The sequence below is a fragment of the Parasphingorhabdus pacifica genome, from assembly GCF_054779195.1.
In genome coordinates this window covers 376,492-395,106 of the sequence record NZ_BAAGYS010000011.1, presented here as the reverse complement: position 1 = coordinate 395,106, position 18,615 = coordinate 376,492, and the positions used below count along the sequence as shown (strand labels likewise).

The following is an 18,615-nucleotide window of genomic DNA, read 5'->3' as shown; positions in this document are numbered from 1 at the left end:
AACGGACCACCACCGGAAATACCGCCGCACCCGCCGGTTCCCTAGTAGCGCGTGCGGCGGCCCTTCCAGCTGGTCCGACCCCGCAGCACGCGCCAAGCACCGTCGAGCAACACCCCGCCGAACAACGCCCCGGTCACCGGAGCCAACGGGGCCAGCTCGGGATTGGCCCGCATGAACCGTGCGGTGTACGCGTGCGCCGTGCTCTGCGCGACCCAACCCGCGACACCGATCGCGGCGAGTGCGGGACGACGACGCCGCAATCCGGCGAACACCGTCGCCGGCGCCACCACGGACAGGACGACCTGACCGAGACCGCCTCCGACCAGCACCGGCAGCGAGCCCTTCGTGCCCGCCACGAAGCTCTTCCGGAACGAAGCCCACCCCTGGCTGAACGGGTCCATCCCGCTGGTGGTGGCCAGGTCCAGGCCATCGACGACCCGGATGTTTCCACCGTGGTCGCGAACCGTCGTGGCGAGCGCGATGTCCTCGTTGCGCAACGACGACAACGCCGCCCAGCCGCCCACCTTCTCGTAGTGCGACCGCCGAACCATGATGCAGTGGCCGATGGCGAAGGCCTTTCGCCCCCGCCCGTCGGGAGAGGCGTTCTCCGAGATCATTTGCAGTCCCGGCGGCATCAGCAACGGCCACGCCAACGAGCGCCCGCCGCCCGGTCCGCCCGGCGTCGAGACCAGATCGGCATCCACCGACTCGGCGGTCGACAGCAGACGTTCGACCAGCTCTGGGGCCAGCACGGTGTCCGCATCGACGAACAGCAACCACTCGCCGGCCTCGGGCGGTCCGGCGGCCTCGACGCCGACGTGCATCGCGTGCACCTTGCCGCTCCAGCCGGGCGGCGGCTCGTCGACGCGGACGGTCTTCACGCGGTCGTCCCGAGCCGCGTGTTGCCGCACGACGTCGCCGGTCCCATCGGTGGAACCGTCGTCGACGACCACCACCCGCAGACTGGATTCGTCATGCTCGCCATGTGTTTGCGACCGGAGTCCGCTGACGCAGCCGTCGATCACCCCGGCCTCGTCTCGGGCCGGCACGACAGCCGTCACCGTCGGAGGCAACACCGTGTTCTCCGGCGCCTTCCGCAGCGGGACCACCGTCCGCGCCTTCGCGATCGTGCGTGCGCTGCGATACATCACTCCGACAGCCGCCGCACCCAGCAGTGTCCCGGTAAGGCCGACATTTCGTACGATCACGCCTGTCAGGATGCCACGGCACGCCGCCCGCGTCCGCGCTCATCGAGACGAACTGACCACGAACACCTTTGGTACCTGAGCTGTCGTCCCGCGACGATCCAGCTTTTCACTGCGCACCGGCGAACGCCCGTCGAAGGGGCATGACACTCCGCACCACAAGGACGACCCCGCCCAGCCTTCGACGAGCCAGGACAGTTCGGACAATCCGCCCGACTCCCGGGGCGCTCGATGCTGCGGAAGCCTCCTCCGACTCCGCAGTGGTAGTTTCGCTCGATGGCCCGACCGCGAGCACACGACGAGGCCCTGCGCACACGGCTGCTGGAACGGGCAGGTGAACTGCTCAACACCGACGGACCGGAGGGACTGAGCCTGCGGCGCCTCGCCGGGGACGTCAACACCTCCACCACCGCGGTGTACTCCCTGTTCGGCGGCAAGCCCGGGCTGATCCGCGAACTCTACGTGGAGGGTTTCCGACGGCTGGGCGACCGCATGGAACGGGTCGCGTTGAGCAACGACCCGGCTGCGGACCTGACCGCCCTCGGCCACGCCTACCGCGAAAGCGCGCTGGCCAACCACAACTTCTACTCGCTCATGTTCGGCAACGCGGTCCCGAACTTCGCTCCCGACGCCGAGGCCCGCGCCCAGTCCCGCCGCAGCCTGCGCGCCCTGGAGGAAACCGTCCGCCGAGCCATCGAATCCGACGTGTTCACCGGCACCGAGCCGAACGAAGTCGTGTTCGCCGCTTGGGGACTGGTGCACGGCCTGGTGTCGTTGGAACTCAACGGTTCACTGCCGTCCGAAACCCTCTCCGATGAGGAGAGCAGGGCCCGCTACGAACGCGCCCTGCACCGGGGTATGGCGGGTTGGCGACGGCACGGCGACGATCGCGCCGGCCAACTCACCGCGCCGCCGGCCTGATCTGCCAGCCCAATCGGGCGCCGGCCTGATCAACTGCCGACCAGGTCGGGGCCTACCGCCTCATGGGGTCGGTGCCGCCGACGGAAAGCACCCGCTCCCGGCCGATCGCACGGCAACCACTCGGTCGCGTTCCACAGCCGCGCCGAGCGGTTGCCGGAGCTCTCAACGCGCCTTAGACCGTGCCGTACTCGCGATCACCGGCATCACCGAGACCGGGAACGATGAATCCGGACTCGTTCAACCGCTCGTCGATGCTCGCCGTGACCACCCGCACCGGGAGCCCGGATTCCTCCAGCCGCCGAATACCTTCCGGTGCGGCGAGCGTGCAGATCGTGGTCACGTCGGTGGCACCGCGCCCGGTGAGCAGGTTGATCGTGTGCACCATCGATCCACCGGTGGCCAGCATCGGGTCGAGCACGAACACCGGACGGCCGGAGAGGTCGGTGGGCAGCGACTCCATGTACGGCGTCGGCTCGAGCGTCTCCTCGTCCCGCGCCAACCCGACGAATCCCATCTGGGCTTCGGGGATGAGCTTGTGGGCCTGGTCGGCCATGCCCAGACCGGCGCGCAGTACCGGAACCAGCAGCGGCGGATTGGCCAACCGGTACGCCGTCGTGCGGGCCACCGGCGTGTGGATCGGGTCTTCGGCGACCTCCGCATCACGGGTCGCTTCGTAGAGCAGCATGAGCGTCAGTTCTTGCAGGGCCGCGCGGAACTGGGCGCTGTCCGTGCGCGCATCGCGCATCGTGGACAGCCTCGACTTCGTCAGTGGGTGGTCAATGACCCGAACATCCATAAGTGCCCAGAGTAATCGTCGCCCGAACCCTGCTGGCCCGCCCGTGCTTCCGATCCGCCCTTCGGCACTTCATTCGACACCTGTGACCTGGGCCCGCCACCCAAGATCGACGCCTGCGGTCACGCGGGGTGATCGCAGGCGTACCGGAACCGAGCCGGTTCCGCACGACCAACGCGACGCGCGGAACCGACGATCGCGTACACCGCTCACGGGTGCAGGACGACCTTGGTGTAACCCTCGATTCGCTGGTCGAACTTGCTGTAGGCCTCGGGCGCGTCGGACAACGACAGCTCGTGGGAGACGACGAAACTCGGCTTCGCACGGCCCGCCGCGATCAGGTCGCGGAGCTGGCGGTTGTACCGCTTGACGTTGCACTGGCCGGTGCCCATCACCTGGCCCTTCTCGAACATCTTCCCGATCGAGACGAGCAGCTTGCCCTGCTTGGCGTTCTCGTCCTTGCCGCCGGGATCGGCGGGCACGTACAGCCCCGGAACGCCCATCCGCCCGGTCGGCCGCACGGTTTGGATCAACGAGTTGAGCACCACGGCGGGCTCCTCCGAAGTGGCGTCCTCGCCGGTCTGCGCTTGGTATCCGACCGCGTCCACGCCCTTGTCGGTGCCCTCACCGCCGGTCTGCTCCTTGATCTGCTCGGCGGGATCGCCCTTGGTGAAGTCGATCGGGATGCACCCGACCTCCTCGGCCTTCGCCAGCCGCTCGGGGATTCGATCGACGACGAACACCCGTGAAGCGCCGCGCAACATCGCCGAGTAACCCGCCATCAGACCGACCGGGCCCGCCCCGTAAACCGTGCAGGACTCACCCGGCGAGACCTGGGCGAGCTCGCACCCGTGGTAGCCGGTCGGGAAGATGTCGGCCAACATCACGTAATCGGACTCCCGGCTGGAGTCGTCGGGCAGCACCAGGCAGTTGAAGTCCGCGAAGGGAACGCGCAGGTACTCCGCCTGTCCGCCCATGTACGGCCCCATCGACACGTAACCGTAGGCACCGCCTGCGAATCCGGGGTTGACCGTGAGGCAGAAACCCGTGTTGTTGGCCATGCAGTTCTTGCAGAAGCCGCACGCGACGTTGAACGGCATCACCACCCGGTCGCCCCGGTTGAGGCTGGTTACCCCGGACCCGAGCTCCTCGATGATCCCGAGGTTCTCGTGTCCGAACACGATGCCCGGCTCGGCGCCCGTGCGCCCCTCGTACATGTGCAGGTCCGAGCCGCAGATCGCCGTCGAGGTGACCCGCACGATCACATCGTTGGGGTGCTGGATCTCCGGGCGGTCAACATCGCCGACCGTTACCGAGAACGGCTCCTGGTAGACGACTGCCTTCATAACCGATCACCTCCATCACATGGCCATGCCTGCATCCGTTGGCTACCCACCCGCGGCTCGACCCACGCACTCGGCGGACCCCGTTCTGCTCCAGGTGCGCGGGCGGCTCGGGGTGTACCGCTCGGTCCCCACCGCTCGCCGGACCGGAACTCGAAAAAGACGGGCGAACTCCGGTGAGACCGAGTTCAATCGGGTCCACGGACAGCAGCCAACGGCCGGGGCACGCGTGCCCCGGCCGGACCAACCGAAGGAGCGACCGAAGATGACGTCCCCGCAAAGTCCCCCCACCGGCGAGCGCGCCGACCTTCTGGAGAGCCTGGCCGAGCAACGGGAGTTCCTGCGCTTCACCGTCCGCAGGCTCACCGAGGAAGAGGCCACCCGGCCCACCACCACCAGCGCGCTCAACCTTGGTGGGCTGATCAAGCATGTGGCGGACACCGAGCGGGCCTGGACGCACTTCGTCGCGGGACTCCCCTCCCCGATCCGGGACGTCCCGGCCGCGGAGCCGCTCGTGAGCGATCGCCACGATGAGTTCAACCTGCTCGCAGGCGAGACGCTGGCCGGGATGCTCGACGAGTACACCTCGGTCGCCAGGGAAACAGAACGGGTCTTCACCGAGCTCGACGACCTCGACACCCCGCTGCCGCTGCCCGAGGCCCCCTGGTTCCCGCCGGGCGCGGCGTGGTCGCCGCGTCGGATTCTGCTGCACATCATCCGGGAGACCGCGCAGCACGCCGGGCACGCCGACATCCTCCGGGAATCCCTTGACGGCGCCACCACGATGACCGCCGAAGCCCTCGCCGAGTACACCGGCTGATCTCGGAAGCGGGTCCGGTCGCTGAGGACCTCTTCGACCGGGCCCGCTTCGAGCAGGGCCTGAAACACTCCCCAGCGGGACGGGCGGACGATCTCCCGAATCGGCTCTAGACTCCGAGCATGGCCAACCCGCCACCCATACACGAACCCCCGCCACTACCGGTCGATCTCGCCGAGGCGTCCGCGGACGACAGCTCCCTACGACGATTCCTGCACGGGCTCCCCGGCGTCGACCAGGTCGGGCTCGAACAGCGCTCGGCCGGTCTCGCGACCCGGAGCATCAAGAAGTCCGCCAAGACGTGGGCGATCGACACCGCGATCCGGATGGTCGACCTGACCACGCTCGAAGGCGCGGATACCGAAGGCAAGGTCCGCGCGCTCGCCGCCAAGGCCCACCGTCCCGATCCGGAACTGCCGGACACCCCAACGGTCGCCGCGGTGTGCGTGTACCCGGACATGGCTGCCACCGCCGCCGACGCGCTGCGCGGTACCGGTGTGGGCGTGGCCTCGGTCGCGACCGCGTTTCCGTCCGGACGATCGTCCCGGCAGGTCAAGCTGGCCGACGTGGAACTGGCGGTGTCCTCGGGAGCTAGCGAGGTCGACATGGTGATCGACCGGGGCGCGTTCCTGTCCGGCCGGTACGGACAGGTCTTCGACGAGATCCGCGCGGTCAAGCACGCCTGCGGGAGGACGCACCTGAAGGTGATCCTGGAAACCGGTGAGCTCGCCACCTACGACAACGTGCGCCGGGCGTCCTGGCTCGCGCTGCTCGCGGGAGGGGACTTCATCAAGACCTCGACCGGCAAGATCTCTCCCGCGGCCACCCTCCCGGTCACGCACCTGATGTTGCAGGCCGTGCGGGACTGGTACGACCGGACCGGCCGAACTCGCGGGGTCAAGCCCGCGGGCGGCATCCGCACCACCAAGGACGCCATCCGGCACCTCGTCACCGTCAACGAGGTGGCCGGCCCCGACTGGTTGACCCCCGAGCTGTTTCGGTTCGGCGCGTCCAGCCTGCTCAACGACCTGCTGATGCAGCGGCGAACCCAGCTCGACGGGCACTACAGCGGACCCGACTACGTGGCGGTGGACTGACTTGACTTTCTGGGAATACGCCCCCGCGCCGGAGTCGCGGGACCTCGCCAACCTCAAACCCAGCTATCGGATGTTCGTCGACGGCGAGTTCGTCGAAGGTTCGGGGGGTCCGCTCAAGAGCGTCGACCCGGCGACCGAGGAGCAGCTCGCCGAGATCTCCACCGCAAGCAAGTCCGATGTGGACTTCGCGGTGCGGGCCGCGCGGAACGCGTTCGACACCACGTGGGGCTCGATGCCCGGGTCGGAACGGGCCAAGTACCTGTTCCGCATCGCGCGGCTGATCCAGGAGCGCGCCCGCGAACTCGCCGTGCTGGAGACGTTGGACAACGGGAAGCCCATCAAGGAATCCCGTGATGCCGACATCCCCACCGCGGCGGCGCACTTCTTCCACCACGCCGGTTGGGCCGACAAACTGGAACACGCGGGCCACGGGCCCGATCCGCGCCCACTCGGCGTCGCCGGTCAGGTCATCCCGTGGAACTTCCCGCTGCTCATGCTCGCGTGGAAGATCGCACCCGCACTGGCCTGCGGGAACACCGTGGTGCTCAAGCCTGCCGAGACCACACCGCTGAGCGCGTTGGTGTTCGCCGAGATCTGCGCGCAGGCGGGGCTGCCGCCCGGCGTGGTGAACATCGTGCCCGGTGCCGGCGATGTCGGCGCCGAACTCGTCGCCCACCCTGGCGTGGACAAGGTCGCCTTCACCGGTTCCACCGAGGTGGGCAAGCGGATTCAACGCACCCTCGCACGGTCGACCAAGCGGCTGACGCTCGAACTGGGCGGCAAGGCGGCCAACATCGTCTTCGACGACGCGCCGATCGATCAGGCCGTCGAGGGCATCGTCAACGGAATCTTCTTCAACCAGGGCCACGTGTGCTGTGCCGGTTCGCGCCTGTTGGTGCAGGAGTCGATCGCCGACGAGGTGCTGACGAAGCTGCGCGGCCGGGTGGAAGCACTGCGGGTGGGTGATCCGCTCGACAAGAACACCGATGTCGGGGCGGTCAACTCGGCCGCGCAGCTCGACCGGATCACCCGGCTCGCCGAGACCGGCGATGCGGAGGGGGCGAGCCGCTGGACCAGCCCGTGCCCGCTGCCGGAAAAGGGGTTCTTCTTCTCCCCCACCGTGTTCTCCGACGTGGCGCAGTCGATGCGGATCGCCAGGGAGGAGGTCTTCGGGCCAGTGCTGTCGGTCCTGACCTTCCGCACGCCGGACGAGGCGATCAGCAAGGCCAACAACACGCCGTACGGCCTTTCTGCCGGGATCTGGACCGAGAAGGGGTCGCGGATCCTGTGGGCGGCCCAGCAGGTCCGCGCCGGCGTGGTGTGGGCCAACACGTTCAACCGGTTCGATCCAACGGCGCCGTTCGGCGGTTATCAGGAATCAGGTTTCGGCCGCGAGGGCGGTCGCGCGGGGTTGGAGGCCTACCTTGACGTCTGACAGTCGAACTCCGGATCGGGTGACCGTGGCGAAGACCTACAAGCTCTACATCGGTGGCGCGTTCCCCCGTTCGGAATCGGGCCGGGTGTACCCGGTCCACGACGCGGACGGGAAGTTTCTCGCCAACGCGGCGCACGCTTCCCGGAAGGACGCTCGGGACGCGGTTTCGGCCGCCCGCAAGGCTTTCGGCGGTTGGTCCGGGACCACCGCCCACAACCGCGGCCAGGTGCTCTTCCGGGTAGCGGAGGTGTTGGAGGGCCGCCGGGAGCAGTTCGTTTCCGAGGTCGCCGCGGCGGAGGGGATCACCCGCGACCAAGCAAGTTCCATTGTGGACGAATCCATCGACCGCATGGTGTGGTACGCGGGCTGGACGGATAAGCTTCCCGCGGTTCTCGGTTCCTCGAACCCGGTTTCGGGACCGTACTTCTCGTTCAGCGTTCCCGAACCGACCGGCGTGGTCGCGGTTCTCGCGCCGCAGGACTCCGCACTGCTCGGCCTGATCAGCGTGGTCGCACCGGTGCTGGCCGCAGGCAACACCTGCGTGGTCGTCGGCAGCACCGAACGAGCGTTGCCCGCGATCACCTTCGCCGAGGTCCTGGCGACCTCGGACGTGCCCGCGGGCGTGGTCAACCTGCTCACCGGCCGCACCGACGAACTCGGCCCGTCGTTGGCTTCACACGGGGACGTGAACGCCCTGGACCCGACCGGTGCGCCGGATTCGCTGCGCGGCGAACTGGCCGAGTCGGCTGCCGACACGGTCAAACGTGTGCTCGCCGTGCGCGGCGAGCCGGACTGGACCCGCCCGCCGAACATCCAGCGGCTGCGCGCGTTCTCCGAGATCAAAACCGTCTGGCACCCGATCGGCACGTGAGCCGGGAGGGTGGCGGGGTCGGTTCCCGCCACCCTCCGCGCTCCGCCCGAACCCGCCCAGCGGCCTCCACCCCGGTACGGCGACTGTCCGACCACTCCTCCGGGAAACCCGAGCGACATCCGAGTTGGGCAGAACGCACAACGTTGCGCTCTTCGAACGCGCTCTTCCGGAACGCCTCAGCGGATCTGCCAGTCCAGGCGACCGTCCTCGGTCACCGTCGGATGGCTGTGCCCGGCGGGCACCCCTTCCGTCAACGACCGGTAGACATCGGACAACATCGCCGATACGTCCCGCCACTCGGAGCAGACCGCTTGAGTTGCCTCCTGCTCCCACTCCAGCACGCAGCCCTGCAGGGGACCGGGCCGGAGATCGACGACCAGTTCATCGGCGAAGCCATCGCCGGCGATCGGGATCCACGCGGGGTGGAAGCTCGATCCGGCGGAGCCCGCCTGGTAGTCGCAGGCCGGCCGCTCCCACTGGGCCGACCACGTTTTCCGTTGATCGCGCCAGATTTCCAGAGCATCCTGCGCGCCGTAGGGCGTGTAGAACGGGGGCAGCACGTCGGCGAGGACGTTCTCGTCGGTCCCTCCGCAACACGTCCAGAACTCGCGGAGTTCGGCGGGCAGCGACAGACCGAAATCCGATTCCAGTTCAGCCAGATCGGGCGCGGAACCCGGGGTCCGCAACGCCGCGGCGGTGACCGGCGCGTGGTCGCTCAACCAGAGCACAATTCTCGTCCACAGCTCCGTTACCTCCATCCGACCATGATCGTCGCGGCCCCACCGGACGGGTACCGCCAACCGTGATCACACGTTCGACATTCGGCCGGACCGGTCCGAACAGGGAGGCACAATGCCCAGTCCGGCTACGCACGCGGCGCGGATGTCGGCCCACCGCGGTCGGCCGCGGGCTCGGCTCCCGGACCGTCCGAGCGGGGCGACGCTCCCGACTCCGCAACCACCTCACCCTGGGGCCATTCGCCGAACACCGATGCACCGCATGGGCGCCCCGGGTAGTCAATTCGGCCAACCGCGCACTCGCCGGGGAACGCGGAACAGTTCACGCGGTCTTCCGCTTCAAGTCACGTTCGACCGAGTCGATACGGTGACTACCGACCAGAGAGACAGCTGCGGAATCCGAACACGTAGGCTTCGACGACGTCTGGTTCGGCGACCGGAGGTAGAGAGATGGCACAGGACATCGTCCCGATCGAGCTCGGACTTCCGCAGGGCGACGTCGTCACCCTGTGGGCACCGCGCTGGCGCGAGGACGGCGAGGAGTGGGAAGCGTTCCTCGGATTCGAGGACGACCTGTTCACCTTTCCCGACGCCGCGCGGCTCGCCGCGTTCGTCCGGACCGCCGCCGAACACGACCTCGACGATCATCCGGCATGGCAGATGGTGCCGCGCCTCCCGGCGGTCGAGCTGTATCCGGACGACGATCACCAGTTCGATTTGGTCGGCGTCCCCGAACTGGTAGCCGAACCGCCGGACACCTGGACGATCAACGAGCTGGCTGCGATCGTCGAGGTCGCGCGGTCGCTCGCGGACGTCTGCGAACTCGACAAGGTGCACGAGGTACTGGACTCGGCCGACGGTTTCGCCCTGCTCGACGACGGCACGCTCAACTTCTCCGGCAAAGACGGACAGCGCCGCTGGAAGGAGCTGTGCGAGGTGGTGGCCAAGCGCTGGGACGAAGTCCTGGACGCGATCGAATCGGTCACCAAGACCCCGGAGGTGCCGGCCGCGGCACTGGAAACCGCCGAAACGGAGATCGCCGAAACCACCGAATCCGACGAAGGCGTACCCGCCACGTCCGAAGATTCCGACGTGGAGGTCGATGAGGTCGGGGCACTCGAGGAGGAACCGGGCTTCTGGGGCGAGATCGGTATCGATCCGATCCTGATCATCACCTCGCAGGGCGAGTACTACTCGCTGCGCTGCTACCTCGCCGACGATCCGGTGTTCCTCGGCTCGGAAGGGCGCATCGACGTCTTCGGGTCGACGCGCGCACTCGCACGTTTCCTCGCCGACGACGACGCCGTGGCGGACAACGACCTCACCAAGGTCGCCACCTGGCCGAAGGTCGTGGAGAAAGCGGTCGCGGGCGAGCTGGAGATCGAGGTCAGTCCGGAGAACACCTACGTGATCAACGGGTTGGCCGAGGACCTCGCCGAGGGGCCTTCCGAAGTGGACCCGAACCAGCTGGACCTCGCCGAGGAACTTCTCGTCGACGCAGCCCACTGGGCGGACGACGACACCGTGGACGAGGCGCTGCAGCCATCCGAACGCCTCGGTTGGCTGGTCTCGTTCGTTCTCCGGCCGGACCCCAAGCGTCTGCCCCCGAGTGCCCCGTTCGACACCGAGGTCGCCGCCTGGCGGGAACTCGTCGAGAACTTCGAGGACCGGCTGCGCACGCACTGAGCACCCGCACCGGCACCACCGACGGTGCGGTCCGGCCCGGCGAGCCCGTGAACCAGCCCTCGCCGGGCCGGACCCGCTTCGGGATCCGCTCGTGGCCGGCGGCTCGCCCGGGGATGCGCGCCCCGGACGAGCCGCCGGAGAACCGCGTCCCCGATCAGTCCCGCAATGCGGCGAAGCCCGGCTTGATCACGTCGTTGATGATCTCCAGCCGCTCGTCGAAGCTCAGGAACGACGACTTCATCGCATTGACCGTGAACCACTCGACGTCCGCCCAGGTGCACCCGAGCGTCTCGTGCAGAGCGGCGAACTCGCTGGACATCGAACAGTGGCTCATCAAGCGGTTGTCGGTGTTGACCGTGACCCGGAAGCGCAGCCTGGCCAGCAGGCCGATGGGGTGCTCTCCCAGGGACGTGGCCGCACCGGTCTGCAGGTTCGACGAGGGGCACATCTCCAGCGGGATCCGGCGGTCCCGCACGTACGAGGCCAGCCTGCCGAGCTGCACCGATCCGTCGTCGCCGACCTTGATGTCGTCGACGATCCGCACACCGTGCCCGAGCCGTTCGGCACCGCAGTGCTGAATGGCCTCCCATATCGACGGCAGTCCGAACGCCTCACCGGCATGAATGGTGAAGTGCGCGTTCTGCTGGCGCAGGTATTCGAACGCGTCGAGGTTGCGAGTGGGCGGAAATCCGGCTTCCGGCCCGGCGATGTCGAAACCGACCACTTCGAGGTCTCGGTACCGCACGGCGAGTTCGGCGATTTCGGCCGACCTCGCGTTCTGCCGCATCGCGCACAGCAGTGTTCCGATTCGGATACGGTTTCCATCCGCGGCCGCGCGTTGTTCGCCCTCGCGGAATCCCTCCTGTACCGACTGCACGATCTCGTCCAGGGTCAGGCCTCGTTCCTGGAAGAGTTCGGGCGCATACCGGACCTCGGCGTAGACCACACCGTCGGCGGCGAGGTCCTCGGCGCACTCCGCGGCCACCCGCCGCAGCGCAGCACTCGTCTGCATCACGGAAACCGTGTGGGAGAACGTTTCGAGGTAGCGCTCCAGCGAACCGGAGTCCGCCGCGGCTTCGAACCACGCACCCAGCTCATGGGCATCCGTAGCGGGCAGTTGGGAATAGCCGGCCGCTGCGGCGAGATCAATCACCGTTTGCGGACGCAGCCCTCCGTCGAGGTGGTCGTGCAAGAGCACCTTGGGGGCGAGGCGAATCGTGTCCAGGGTCACCGGCGTCGACATGTCACCACGTTACTACTGAATGCCACGAACCCGACTCCGACACGACCGGTCGCAACATCGGCGAATCAAAATCCCGGTGAACGACTATCGACCAACCGGCCGCCGGATCATTCTCCTCGGCTTCGGTCACTCCGCCCGAAAACGAAAACTCACCTGGATGGAGGCAGTTGGTGCTCCTGAACCGTGGGACACCCGCAGTACTGGTCCATTCAGCCGGTCGGTGAACCGCCGAACGGCGGAAGTGGGGTCATCGTAATAACTCTTCGTGTCGGGGGGCGGCTGGGCACGTGAGAAACGACTAGCTAGGCTCCGTTAGTCCTCACCTCCCCTCGACGAAGGACGCCCCTAGCCGTGACCGAGAACATGTCGTTTGACCGCATGCGCAACATGCTCACGCGTGCGGCTGAAATCCGCGAAAGCGAACAACAGCAGATTTTTGACGCACTCGATGAGATCCACGCCCGGATGTCGCCGCTGGAGTCGCTCGGCTCCGTGCGCAAGCGGCTCTCCGAGCTGCCTGACCGCACCGAGGTCAGCGTGCTCGCGGAACGACTCGAGGAAACGCTGTCCAAGCTGGAATCCCAGGACAACGCGATCACCGAGCTCCGCGGCGCCGTCGACGGTCTGTTCGACAAGCTCGCGAAGCCGTTCGCACAGCTCGACGGTCGGCTCGACGGGGTAGCGGGGCGCTTCGACGGCGTCGCCGGCCGGATGGACGGCTTGGAGGACAAGCTCGGCCACATCCACAAGCGGCTCGACGAACTGGGCATCCACCTGGACAAGCAGGACGGCCGCCTGGAGACGCTGCCGGAGACCGTGCACGGGCCCGTGCGGGAGCGCGTCGACGCGTTGGAGACCAGCCTGCGCGGTCGCTTCGCCGAGATAGACGAGGGCGTTCACGAGCACCTCGACGGCACCCGCGAAGCACTGCAGCGTTCGGTCAACGAGTCCACGACCAGCGTCCAGGAGTCCATCAGCGGCGCGGTCACCGGGAGCGGCGACGAGCTGAAGGGCAAGCTCGACGAACTCGCCGAGCGTCCGGCGGTCGATCCGACCGAGCAGCTCAACAAGCTGGCCGCGCGACTCGAACAGCTCACAGACCGGCTGGATTCGGTTTCGGGCCGGCTGGACAACGTCGAGGAGAACGTCAACACCCGCATCGAAACGGTCGAGCAGGGTGTCAGCAGCCGACTGGACAACGTCGAGGAAGGCGTCAAGTCCGGCCTCGGCGAGCTGGGCGGCACGCTGGCCAAGAACCTGTCGCAGATCAGCGGGTCGCTGTCCGAGCGTCCCGACGCCGAAGCCGTCAATTCGTTGGTGCGAGAGGCCAACGAGGAGACCGAGCGGCGGCACGCGGGTCAGCTGGACGAGGCGATGGCAACCTTCGCCGAGCTGATTCTCGGCAGCGGTTCGCCGTCCAGCCCGCCGCCCCCGACGACGTTGCCGCGCCAACAGCGGCGCGGCCGTTCCAAGAGCGCCAAGCGCGATGGGGACAAGGCCGTGGGCAGCGGCGAGGAGCCGGAGGACTTCACGGTCGAAAGCGCCTGACCGACTGCTTCGGGAGCGGCGGCAGCAACCCGCGTGCGGGGGCTGCCGCCGCCGAAGCGGTTCGCGGGTGCGCGGGCCACCACGGGGTGTGCCGCTTCGTTGTCGCGGTGCCCCTGCAGCAAGGGAACCTTTCTGTCACATGTGGAAGAAAGGTTCCCTTGCTGCATCTCCGGCCCCGGCTGCACGACCGGGGCCGGTCCGGGCCCGCGCCCACGCCCGGCACCGGCAACACCGCCCCCGGGTCCGGCCCCGTTCGCGCCCCGGCTCTCAGCCGGCCAGGTCCGGCCGGTAGGTGCCCGGTACGGCGCGGCTGGTGACCGCCATCCGGTTCCAGCCGTTGATCATCGTGATCGCCCACACCAGTGCGGCCAGCTCTTGGCCCCCGAAGTGTTCGGCCGCCGCCGCGTAGACCTCGTCCGGCACGTGCACGGCCGTCACGGCTTCGGCCAGCGCCAGCACGGCACGCTCGCGGTCGGTGAAGAACGGCGTCTCCCGCCAAGCGTGGAGCGTGTGGAGGCGCTGCTCGCTCTCGCCCGCCGCGCGGGCGTCCTTGGAATGCATGTCCAGGCAGTAGGCGCAGCCGTTCAGCTGCGAAACCCGGATCTTGATCAGCTCGTTGAGGGTCGGATCAACCTGTTCGCGCACCTTCGCGTCCAGTTCGCGCATCGCGCGGTAGATCTCCGGGTTCCGTTCGGTGAGAGGAAAACGTTGTTCCACGGGATCGCGCTCCTGTAATCGTCGGATCGATTCGCACCGCGGCCAGCTTCTCGGGATTGACCACGGTGAATATCCGCCGGACACGGCCGTCGACGACGTCGACCGTGATCGCGGATTCGGGAACGCCACCACGCCCCAGCAGGATCCCGGGGTGGCCGTTGAGCCACACGAACCGGTGCTCGCGGCGGGAGAAGAAACCGCGCCGACCGATTCCGGCGAGGAACCGCGCGACCTTCTCCGCCCCGTTGATCGGGTTCAGGGCGGCACGGACCTTGCCGCCGCCATCGCTGCGAAGCGTGACGTCGGGGGCCAGCGACTCCAGCAACGCGCCGATGTCGCCGCTCCGGCAGGCGTGCAGGAAGTGTTCGGTCACGCGCCACTGGGCGCTCCGATCGGTGTCGAACCGCGGCCTGCGCGCCCGCACGTGCTCGCGGGCGCGGTGGGCGAGCTGACGCACGCTCGCCGTGGAGCGCTGCAACTCGTCCGCGATCTGGTCGTACGGATAGTCGAACACCTCTCGAAGCACGAAAACCGCGCGTTCCAGTGGCGACAGCGTCTCCAGGACCACGAGCATCGCCATCGACGCCGATTCGGCGAGCACCGTGGGCTCCGCCGCATCCGGCTCGACCGTCCCGGTCAGCTCGCCGACGAGCGGTTCGGGCAGCCACGGTCCCACGTAGGACTCGCGGCGGGCCCGCGCCGCACGCAGCCGGTTGAGCGCGAGCCGGGTGGCCGTGCGAGCGAGGTAGGCCCCGGGGTCGGTGATGTCCGAACGATCCTCGGCCGACCAGCGCAACCAGGTGTCCTGGACGGTGTCCTCGGCATCGGCGACGCTGCCCAGCATCCGGTAGGCCGCCGCGAAGCACTTGCCGCGGTGGCGGTCGAACTGCACCGCCTGCTCGGTCTCCCCTGCCATGGCATTCGACCTCCGGTCGCGTCGGCGACGTTCCACTCCTGAAGACACGCACCGACCGGAAAACGTGACATCCGGCCACCGCGAGGTCGGCACGCGGGGCGCTCAGGACCGGATCGCATCGAGGACGAGCGGCCCCGCCGGGCCCTCGTCCGCGCCGATCGCGATCGCCTCCGCCAACCCTTCCTCGGCCGCGGGCACGGCCCCGGAGGTGTCGGTGTGCAGTTCCAGCACGGGCTGTCCCGCGGTGACGTGATCGCCCGGCTTGACCAGGCAGCGCACTCCCGCCCCGTGCTGGACGGGGTCCTCCTTGCGGCTGCGGCCGGCACCGAGCCGCCAGGCGGCGATGCCGACGGCGTAGGCATCCAAGCCCGTCACCGTTCCGCTGCTCGAGGCACGGACGATCTCGACGTGTTCGGCTCGCGGCAGTGGTGCGTCCGGATCGCCCCCCTGCGCGCGGATCATCGCGCGCCAGGTGTCGTGGGCACGTCCGGAGGCGAGCACCTCAGCCGGGTCCACTTCGGACAGACCGGATCGGGCGAGCATTTCCCGGGCGAGCGACAGGGTCAGCTCGACGACGTCTCCCGGCCCCCCACCCCGCAGCACTTCGACGGACTCCGCGACCTCGAGGGCGTTGCCCACCGCATGTCCGAGCGGAGCCGACATGTCGGTGATCAGCGCGCTGGTGTTCAGCCCGTTCGCGCCGCCGATCGACACCAACGCGGTGGCGAGCTCGGTCGCCTCCTCTCGGGTCTTCATGAACGCGCCGGAACCGCACTTCACGTCGAGGACCAACGACCGGACGCCCTCGGCGATCTTCTTGCTCATGATCGAGGCCGCGATCAGCGGAATCGACTCCACGGTTCCCGTCACATCCCGCAGCGCGTAGAGCTTGCGGTCGGCAGGCGCGAGCCCACGCGTCGCCGCGCACACGACGGCACCGACCTCGGCGAGCTGGCCGCGGATATGTTCGTCCGACAGCTCCGCCCGCCAACCCGGAATGGACTCCAGCTTGTCCAGAGTTCCACCGGTGTGTCCCAGGCCACGCCCGGACAGTTGCGGAACAGCGGCACCGCAGGCGGCCACCAACGGCGTCAACGGAAGCGTGATCTTGTCCCCTACCCCTCCGGTGGAATGCTTGTCCACGGTCGGCCGCGCCACGTCACCGAGGTCGAGCACCTCGCCGGAGCGCACCATCGCCGCCGTCCAGCGCGCTGTCTCGTCGCTGTCCATACCGCGCAGCAGGACCGCCATCGCGAGGGCCGACATCTGCTCCTCGGCGATCTCACCTCGGGTGTAGGCGTTGATCGTCCAGTCGATCTGCTCGTCGGTGAGTCGTCCACCGTCCCGCTTCGCGCGGATCACGTCGATCGCGGAAAGGGTCATGGGCTCGTCCTCCTGGTTCGAACGAAACTCGGCACGCTCCGAGCGGACCGGTGCTGAACGCCACCGGCAGTGGACGTTTCAGAGCTCGAAAGCATCCGGCAGCACCTCGCGCATCGGCAGCACCCCACGCGGGGTGTCCACCAGGCATTCCGGGCCGCCGAGCTCGTGGAGCACCTGGCGACACCGGCCGCACGGCATCAAGAGTTCTCCCGCGCCGCTGCGACATGCCACGGCGACGAACCGGCCGCCGCCGGTGAGCCGCAGCTGACCCGCCATCGTGCATTCCGCGCACAGGGTCAGCCCGTAGGAACCGTTCTCCACGTTGCAGCCGACGACGACCCGGCCGTCGTCGCACACCGCGGCCGCTCCCACGCGCAGCCCCGAGTACGGGCAGTAGGCGTTCGCGGCGGCCGCTTCGGCGGCTGCCCGCAACTCTTGCCAATCCACAGTGGCCACGACTGCTCCCTCCGAGGGTGGAGTCCACCGGAACACCATGGTTCCGCACCCGGCGGTTCGACGGGTGCGGATCCGGAAACTCGACCGCCCCGGCCGCACTCCGGCGTCGGGGGCGGTCGGCCACTCCACCGACAGGGCCTGATCCACCGACAGGGCCTGACCCACCGACAGGGCCGATACATCGGGGGGGGGACACCCGGAGCGTCACGCGGCGTAGCGACAGGCCGGTCGGCCCGACGGCACCCGAAGCACAGCGTCCACAGTCGCCGCGACGAGTGACGCACGTCATTTCCCCTGGCGGCAGACCATCACGGAGCGATTTCTACATCGATCCACCTGGATGCCCATTCTGTCTGGTCGATCACACAGGAGCACAGGCGAGTAGGCCGGAGCCGGTCGGCGGGTCTAGCATCCGATGCGTCAAGGCCCCAGTTCACGTGGCCGGTGACGGGCGTACACCCCTTCCGGGGACCAACACTCGGGGCCGGTCGCCCCTGTTCGCCAAACGGGGCCGTCATCAGTCCACCAGCGACGTTGGAGGCCTTCCACCATGGCCAGCACCACCGCCTCCGCGGCGGAGGCCCCCCAACGCGAGAGTCTTCCTCGCGCAAAGGGTTCCTTCTACCGCGGTGACCTGGGCATGTGGTCGTGGGTCGCGCACCGCATCACGGGCGTGCTCACTTTCTTCTTCCTGTTCGTGCACGTGCTGGACACAGCACTCGTCCGGGTTTCACCGGAGGCGTACGACACCGTCATCAACACCTACAAGCACCCCCTCATGATCCTGTTCGAGCTCGGCTTGCTCGCAGCGGTCTTGTTCCACGCGTTCAACGGCATCCGGGTGATGCTGGTCGACTTCTGGTCCCAGGGCACGAAGTACCAGCGGCCCATGCTGTGGACCGTGATCGGGCTGTGGCTGGTGCTGATCATCCCGGCCGCTGTCAGCATGATCACCCGGGCCATCACGGAACTGTTCGGGGGGCACTGACCCATGAGCACCACTGAAGCATCACTGGCACTGGACAAGCCGCGCACGCCGTCCCGTCCCGCCGCCCGTCGCAGCAACTTCGAGCTCTACAGCTGGCTGTTCATGCGGTTGTCGGGCGTCGCCTTGCTGTTCCTCGTCCTGGGACACATGTTGATCATGCTGTTCCTCGACGGCGGCGTGCACCGAATCAACTTCGCCTTCGTCGCGGGCCGCTGGGCCTCGCCGTTCTGGCAGTTCTGGGACCTGAGCATGCTCTGGCTGGCCGGACTGCACGGCGGGAACGGCCTGCGTACCGTCATCAACGACTACTCTCGCAAAGACGGCACCCGCTTCTGGCTGAAGGTTCTGCTGTACGTCTCGGTTCTGCTGACGGTGGGTCTGGGCACCTTCGTGCTGTTCACCTTCGACCCGAACATCGGCTGACCGCGACCGCAGGCTCGAGATCCGCCCGACTCGCGC

Annotated in this window: 18 protein-coding genes; 9 read left to right on the top strand and 9 right to left on the bottom strand. The window is 68.2% G+C overall.

From position 1 onward, the window contains the following. Window positions 1–41: 41 nt before the first annotated feature. Window positions 42–1,208, bottom strand: a complete 1,167-nt coding sequence (locus ACYVAN_RS18800; RefSeq protein ID WP_460961393.1) for a glycosyltransferase family 2 protein — start codon at window positions 1,206–1,208, stop codon at window positions 42–44. A 273-nt stretch (window positions 1,209–1,481) separates the two neighbouring features. Between ACYVAN_RS18800 and ACYVAN_RS18795 the strand changes: the two genes are divergently transcribed. After that, on the top strand, window positions 1,482–2,126 hold the full coding sequence (locus ACYVAN_RS18795; protein ID WP_460961391.1) for a TetR/AcrR family transcriptional regulator: 645 nt from the start codon (window positions 1,482–1,484) through the stop codon (window positions 2,124–2,126). A 172-nt stretch (window positions 2,127–2,298) separates the two neighbouring features. Here the strand turns inward: ACYVAN_RS18795 and upp are convergent, their stop codons facing one another. Both upp and ACYVAN_RS18785 read right to left on the bottom strand, forming a co-directional pair. Further along, the gene (upp, locus tag ACYVAN_RS18790) at window positions 2,299–2,922 is read right to left on the bottom strand and encodes a uracil phosphoribosyltransferase (RefSeq protein WP_460961389.1); all 624 of its coding nucleotides are present in this window, start codon (window positions 2,920–2,922) and stop codon (window positions 2,299–2,301) included. Between the two features lie 206 nt (window positions 2,923–3,128). Further along, a complete protein-coding gene (locus ACYVAN_RS18785; RefSeq protein WP_460961387.1) occupies window positions 3,129–4,265 on the bottom strand; it encodes a glutathione-independent formaldehyde dehydrogenase in 1,137 nt (378 codons plus the stop codon). Window positions 4,266–4,527: 262 nt separating this feature from the next. On the opposite strand from ACYVAN_RS18785, the gene ACYVAN_RS18780 reads away from it, so the two are divergent. The 4 genes from ACYVAN_RS18780 (at window position 4,528) to ACYVAN_RS18765 (ending at window position 8,482) form a co-directional block, all read left to right on the top strand. Then, window positions 4,528–5,082 (top strand): DinB family protein, encoded by a 555-nt coding sequence (locus tag ACYVAN_RS18780; protein WP_460961385.1) that lies wholly within the window; start codon window positions 4,528–4,530, stop codon window positions 5,080–5,082. A 119-nt stretch (window positions 5,083–5,201) separates the two neighbouring features. Beyond that, entirely contained in the window at window positions 5,202–6,176 is a 975-nt protein-coding gene (gene deoC / locus ACYVAN_RS18775; RefSeq protein ID WP_460961383.1) for a deoxyribose-phosphate aldolase, read from the top strand. 1 nt (window position 6,177) lies between these two features. Further along, complete coding sequence (locus ACYVAN_RS18770) at window positions 6,178–7,611, top strand: aldehyde dehydrogenase family protein (RefSeq protein ID WP_460961381.1); 1,434 nt, start codon at window positions 6,178–6,180, stop codon at window positions 7,609–7,611. After that, entirely contained in the window at window positions 7,601–8,482 is an 882-nt protein-coding gene (locus ACYVAN_RS18765) for an aldehyde dehydrogenase family protein (protein ID WP_460961379.1), read from the top strand. The genes ACYVAN_RS18770 and ACYVAN_RS18765 overlap by 11 nt, the downstream gene beginning before the upstream one ends. Before the next feature lie 176 nt (window positions 8,483–8,658). Here ACYVAN_RS18765 and ACYVAN_RS18760 read toward each other — a convergent pair whose 3' ends face one another. Continuing rightward, a complete protein-coding gene (locus tag ACYVAN_RS18760; RefSeq protein WP_460961377.1) occupies window positions 8,659–9,240 on the bottom strand; it encodes an SMI1/KNR4 family protein in 582 nt (193 codons plus the stop codon). A 429-nt stretch (window positions 9,241–9,669) separates the two neighbouring features. Here ACYVAN_RS18760 and ACYVAN_RS18755 point away from each other — a divergent pair, with 429 nt between their 5' ends. Then, window positions 9,670–10,905, top strand: coding sequence for a hypothetical protein (locus ACYVAN_RS18755; RefSeq protein ID WP_460961375.1), 1,236 nt, complete (start codon window positions 9,670–9,672; stop codon window positions 10,903–10,905). Window positions 10,906–11,059: 154 nt separating this feature from the next. Here the strand turns inward: ACYVAN_RS18755 and ACYVAN_RS18750 are convergent, their stop codons facing one another. Further along, on the bottom strand, window positions 11,060–12,148 hold the full coding sequence (locus tag ACYVAN_RS18750; protein ID WP_460961373.1) for an adenosine deaminase: 1,089 nt from the start codon (window positions 12,146–12,148) through the stop codon (window positions 11,060–11,062). 351 nt (window positions 12,149–12,499) lie between these two features. On the opposite strand from ACYVAN_RS18750, the gene ACYVAN_RS18745 reads away from it, so the two are divergent. Further along, a complete protein-coding gene (locus ACYVAN_RS18745; protein WP_460961371.1) occupies window positions 12,500–13,696 on the top strand; it encodes a hypothetical protein in 1,197 nt (398 codons plus the stop codon). A 267-nt stretch (window positions 13,697–13,963) separates the two neighbouring features. Here ACYVAN_RS18745 and ACYVAN_RS18740 read toward each other — a convergent pair whose 3' ends face one another. The 4 genes from ACYVAN_RS18740 to ACYVAN_RS18725 all read right to left on the bottom strand — a co-directional run bounded on the left by ACYVAN_RS18740 (window position 13,964) and on the right by ACYVAN_RS18725 (window position 17,168). Next, the gene (locus tag ACYVAN_RS18740) at window positions 13,964–14,362 is read right to left on the bottom strand and encodes a carboxymuconolactone decarboxylase family protein (protein ID WP_460961369.1); all 399 of its coding nucleotides are present in this window, start codon (window positions 14,360–14,362) and stop codon (window positions 13,964–13,966) included. After that, on the bottom strand, window positions 14,325–15,329 hold the full coding sequence (locus ACYVAN_RS18735; protein WP_460961367.1) for an RNA polymerase sigma-70 factor: 1,005 nt from the start codon (window positions 15,327–15,329) through the stop codon (window positions 14,325–14,327). The genes ACYVAN_RS18740 and ACYVAN_RS18735 overlap by 38 nt, the downstream gene beginning before the upstream one ends. Before the next feature lie 102 nt (window positions 15,330–15,431). Next, window positions 15,432–16,712, bottom strand: a complete 1,281-nt coding sequence (locus tag ACYVAN_RS18730; RefSeq protein ID WP_460961366.1) for a thymidine phosphorylase — start codon at window positions 16,710–16,712, stop codon at window positions 15,432–15,434. A 78-nt stretch (window positions 16,713–16,790) separates the two neighbouring features. After that, window positions 16,791–17,168 (bottom strand): cytidine deaminase, encoded by a 378-nt coding sequence (locus ACYVAN_RS18725; RefSeq protein WP_460961364.1) that lies wholly within the window; start codon window positions 17,166–17,168, stop codon window positions 16,791–16,793. A 550-nt stretch (window positions 17,169–17,718) separates the two neighbouring features. Here ACYVAN_RS18725 and sdhC point away from each other — a divergent pair. Then, complete coding sequence (gene sdhC, locus ACYVAN_RS18720) at window positions 17,719–18,156, top strand: succinate dehydrogenase, cytochrome b556 subunit (RefSeq protein ID WP_460961362.1); 438 nt, start codon at window positions 17,719–17,721, stop codon at window positions 18,154–18,156. Window positions 18,157–18,159: 3 nt separating this feature from the next. Continuing rightward, window positions 18,160–18,579 carry a succinate dehydrogenase hydrophobic membrane anchor subunit gene (locus ACYVAN_RS18715; protein WP_460961360.1) on the top strand — a complete coding sequence of 140 codons (420 nt, stop codon included), beginning with the start codon at window positions 18,160–18,162 and terminating at the stop codon, window positions 18,577–18,579. Window positions 18,580–18,615: the final 36 nt, after the last annotated feature.

Coding starts and splice junctions, on each gene's coding strand:
- ACYVAN_RS18795 (WP_460961391.1), top strand. CDS start 1,482: ATGGCCCGACCGCGAGCACACGACGAGGCCCTGCGCACACGGCTGCTG.
- ACYVAN_RS18740 (WP_460961369.1), bottom strand. CDS start 14,362: ATGCGCGAACTGGACGCGAAGGTGCGCGAACAGGTTGATCCGACCCTC.
- ACYVAN_RS18780 (WP_460961385.1), top strand. CDS start 4,528: ATGACGTCCCCGCAAAGTCCCCCCACCGGCGAGCGCGCCGACCTTCTG.
- ACYVAN_RS18750 (WP_460961373.1), bottom strand. CDS start 12,148: ATGTCGACGCCGGTGACCCTGGACACGATTCGCCTCGCCCCCAAGGTG.
- ACYVAN_RS18760 (WP_460961377.1), bottom strand. CDS start 9,240: ATGGAGGTAACGGAGCTGTGGACGAGAATTGTGCTCTGGTTGAGCGAC.
- sdhC (WP_460961362.1), top strand. CDS start 17,719: ATGGCCAGCACCACCGCCTCCGCGGCGGAGGCCCCCCAACGCGAGAGT.
- ACYVAN_RS18730 (WP_460961366.1), bottom strand. CDS start 16,712: ATGACCCTTTCCGCGATCGACGTGATCCGCGCGAAGCGGGACGGTGGA.
- upp (WP_460961389.1), bottom strand. CDS start 2,922: ATGGATGTTCGGGTCATTGACCACCCACTGACGAAGTCGAGGCTGTCC.
- ACYVAN_RS18715 (WP_460961360.1), top strand. CDS start 18,160: ATGAGCACCACTGAAGCATCACTGGCACTGGACAAGCCGCGCACGCCG.
- deoC (WP_460961383.1), top strand. CDS start 5,202: ATGGCCAACCCGCCACCCATACACGAACCCCCGCCACTACCGGTCGAT.
- ACYVAN_RS18735 (WP_460961367.1), bottom strand. CDS start 15,329: ATGGCAGGGGAGACCGAGCAGGCGGTGCAGTTCGACCGCCACCGCGGC.
- ACYVAN_RS18785 (WP_460961387.1), bottom strand. CDS start 4,265: ATGAAGGCAGTCGTCTACCAGGAGCCGTTCTCGGTAACGGTCGGCGAT.
- ACYVAN_RS18755 (WP_460961375.1), top strand. CDS start 9,670: ATGGCACAGGACATCGTCCCGATCGAGCTCGGACTTCCGCAGGGCGAC.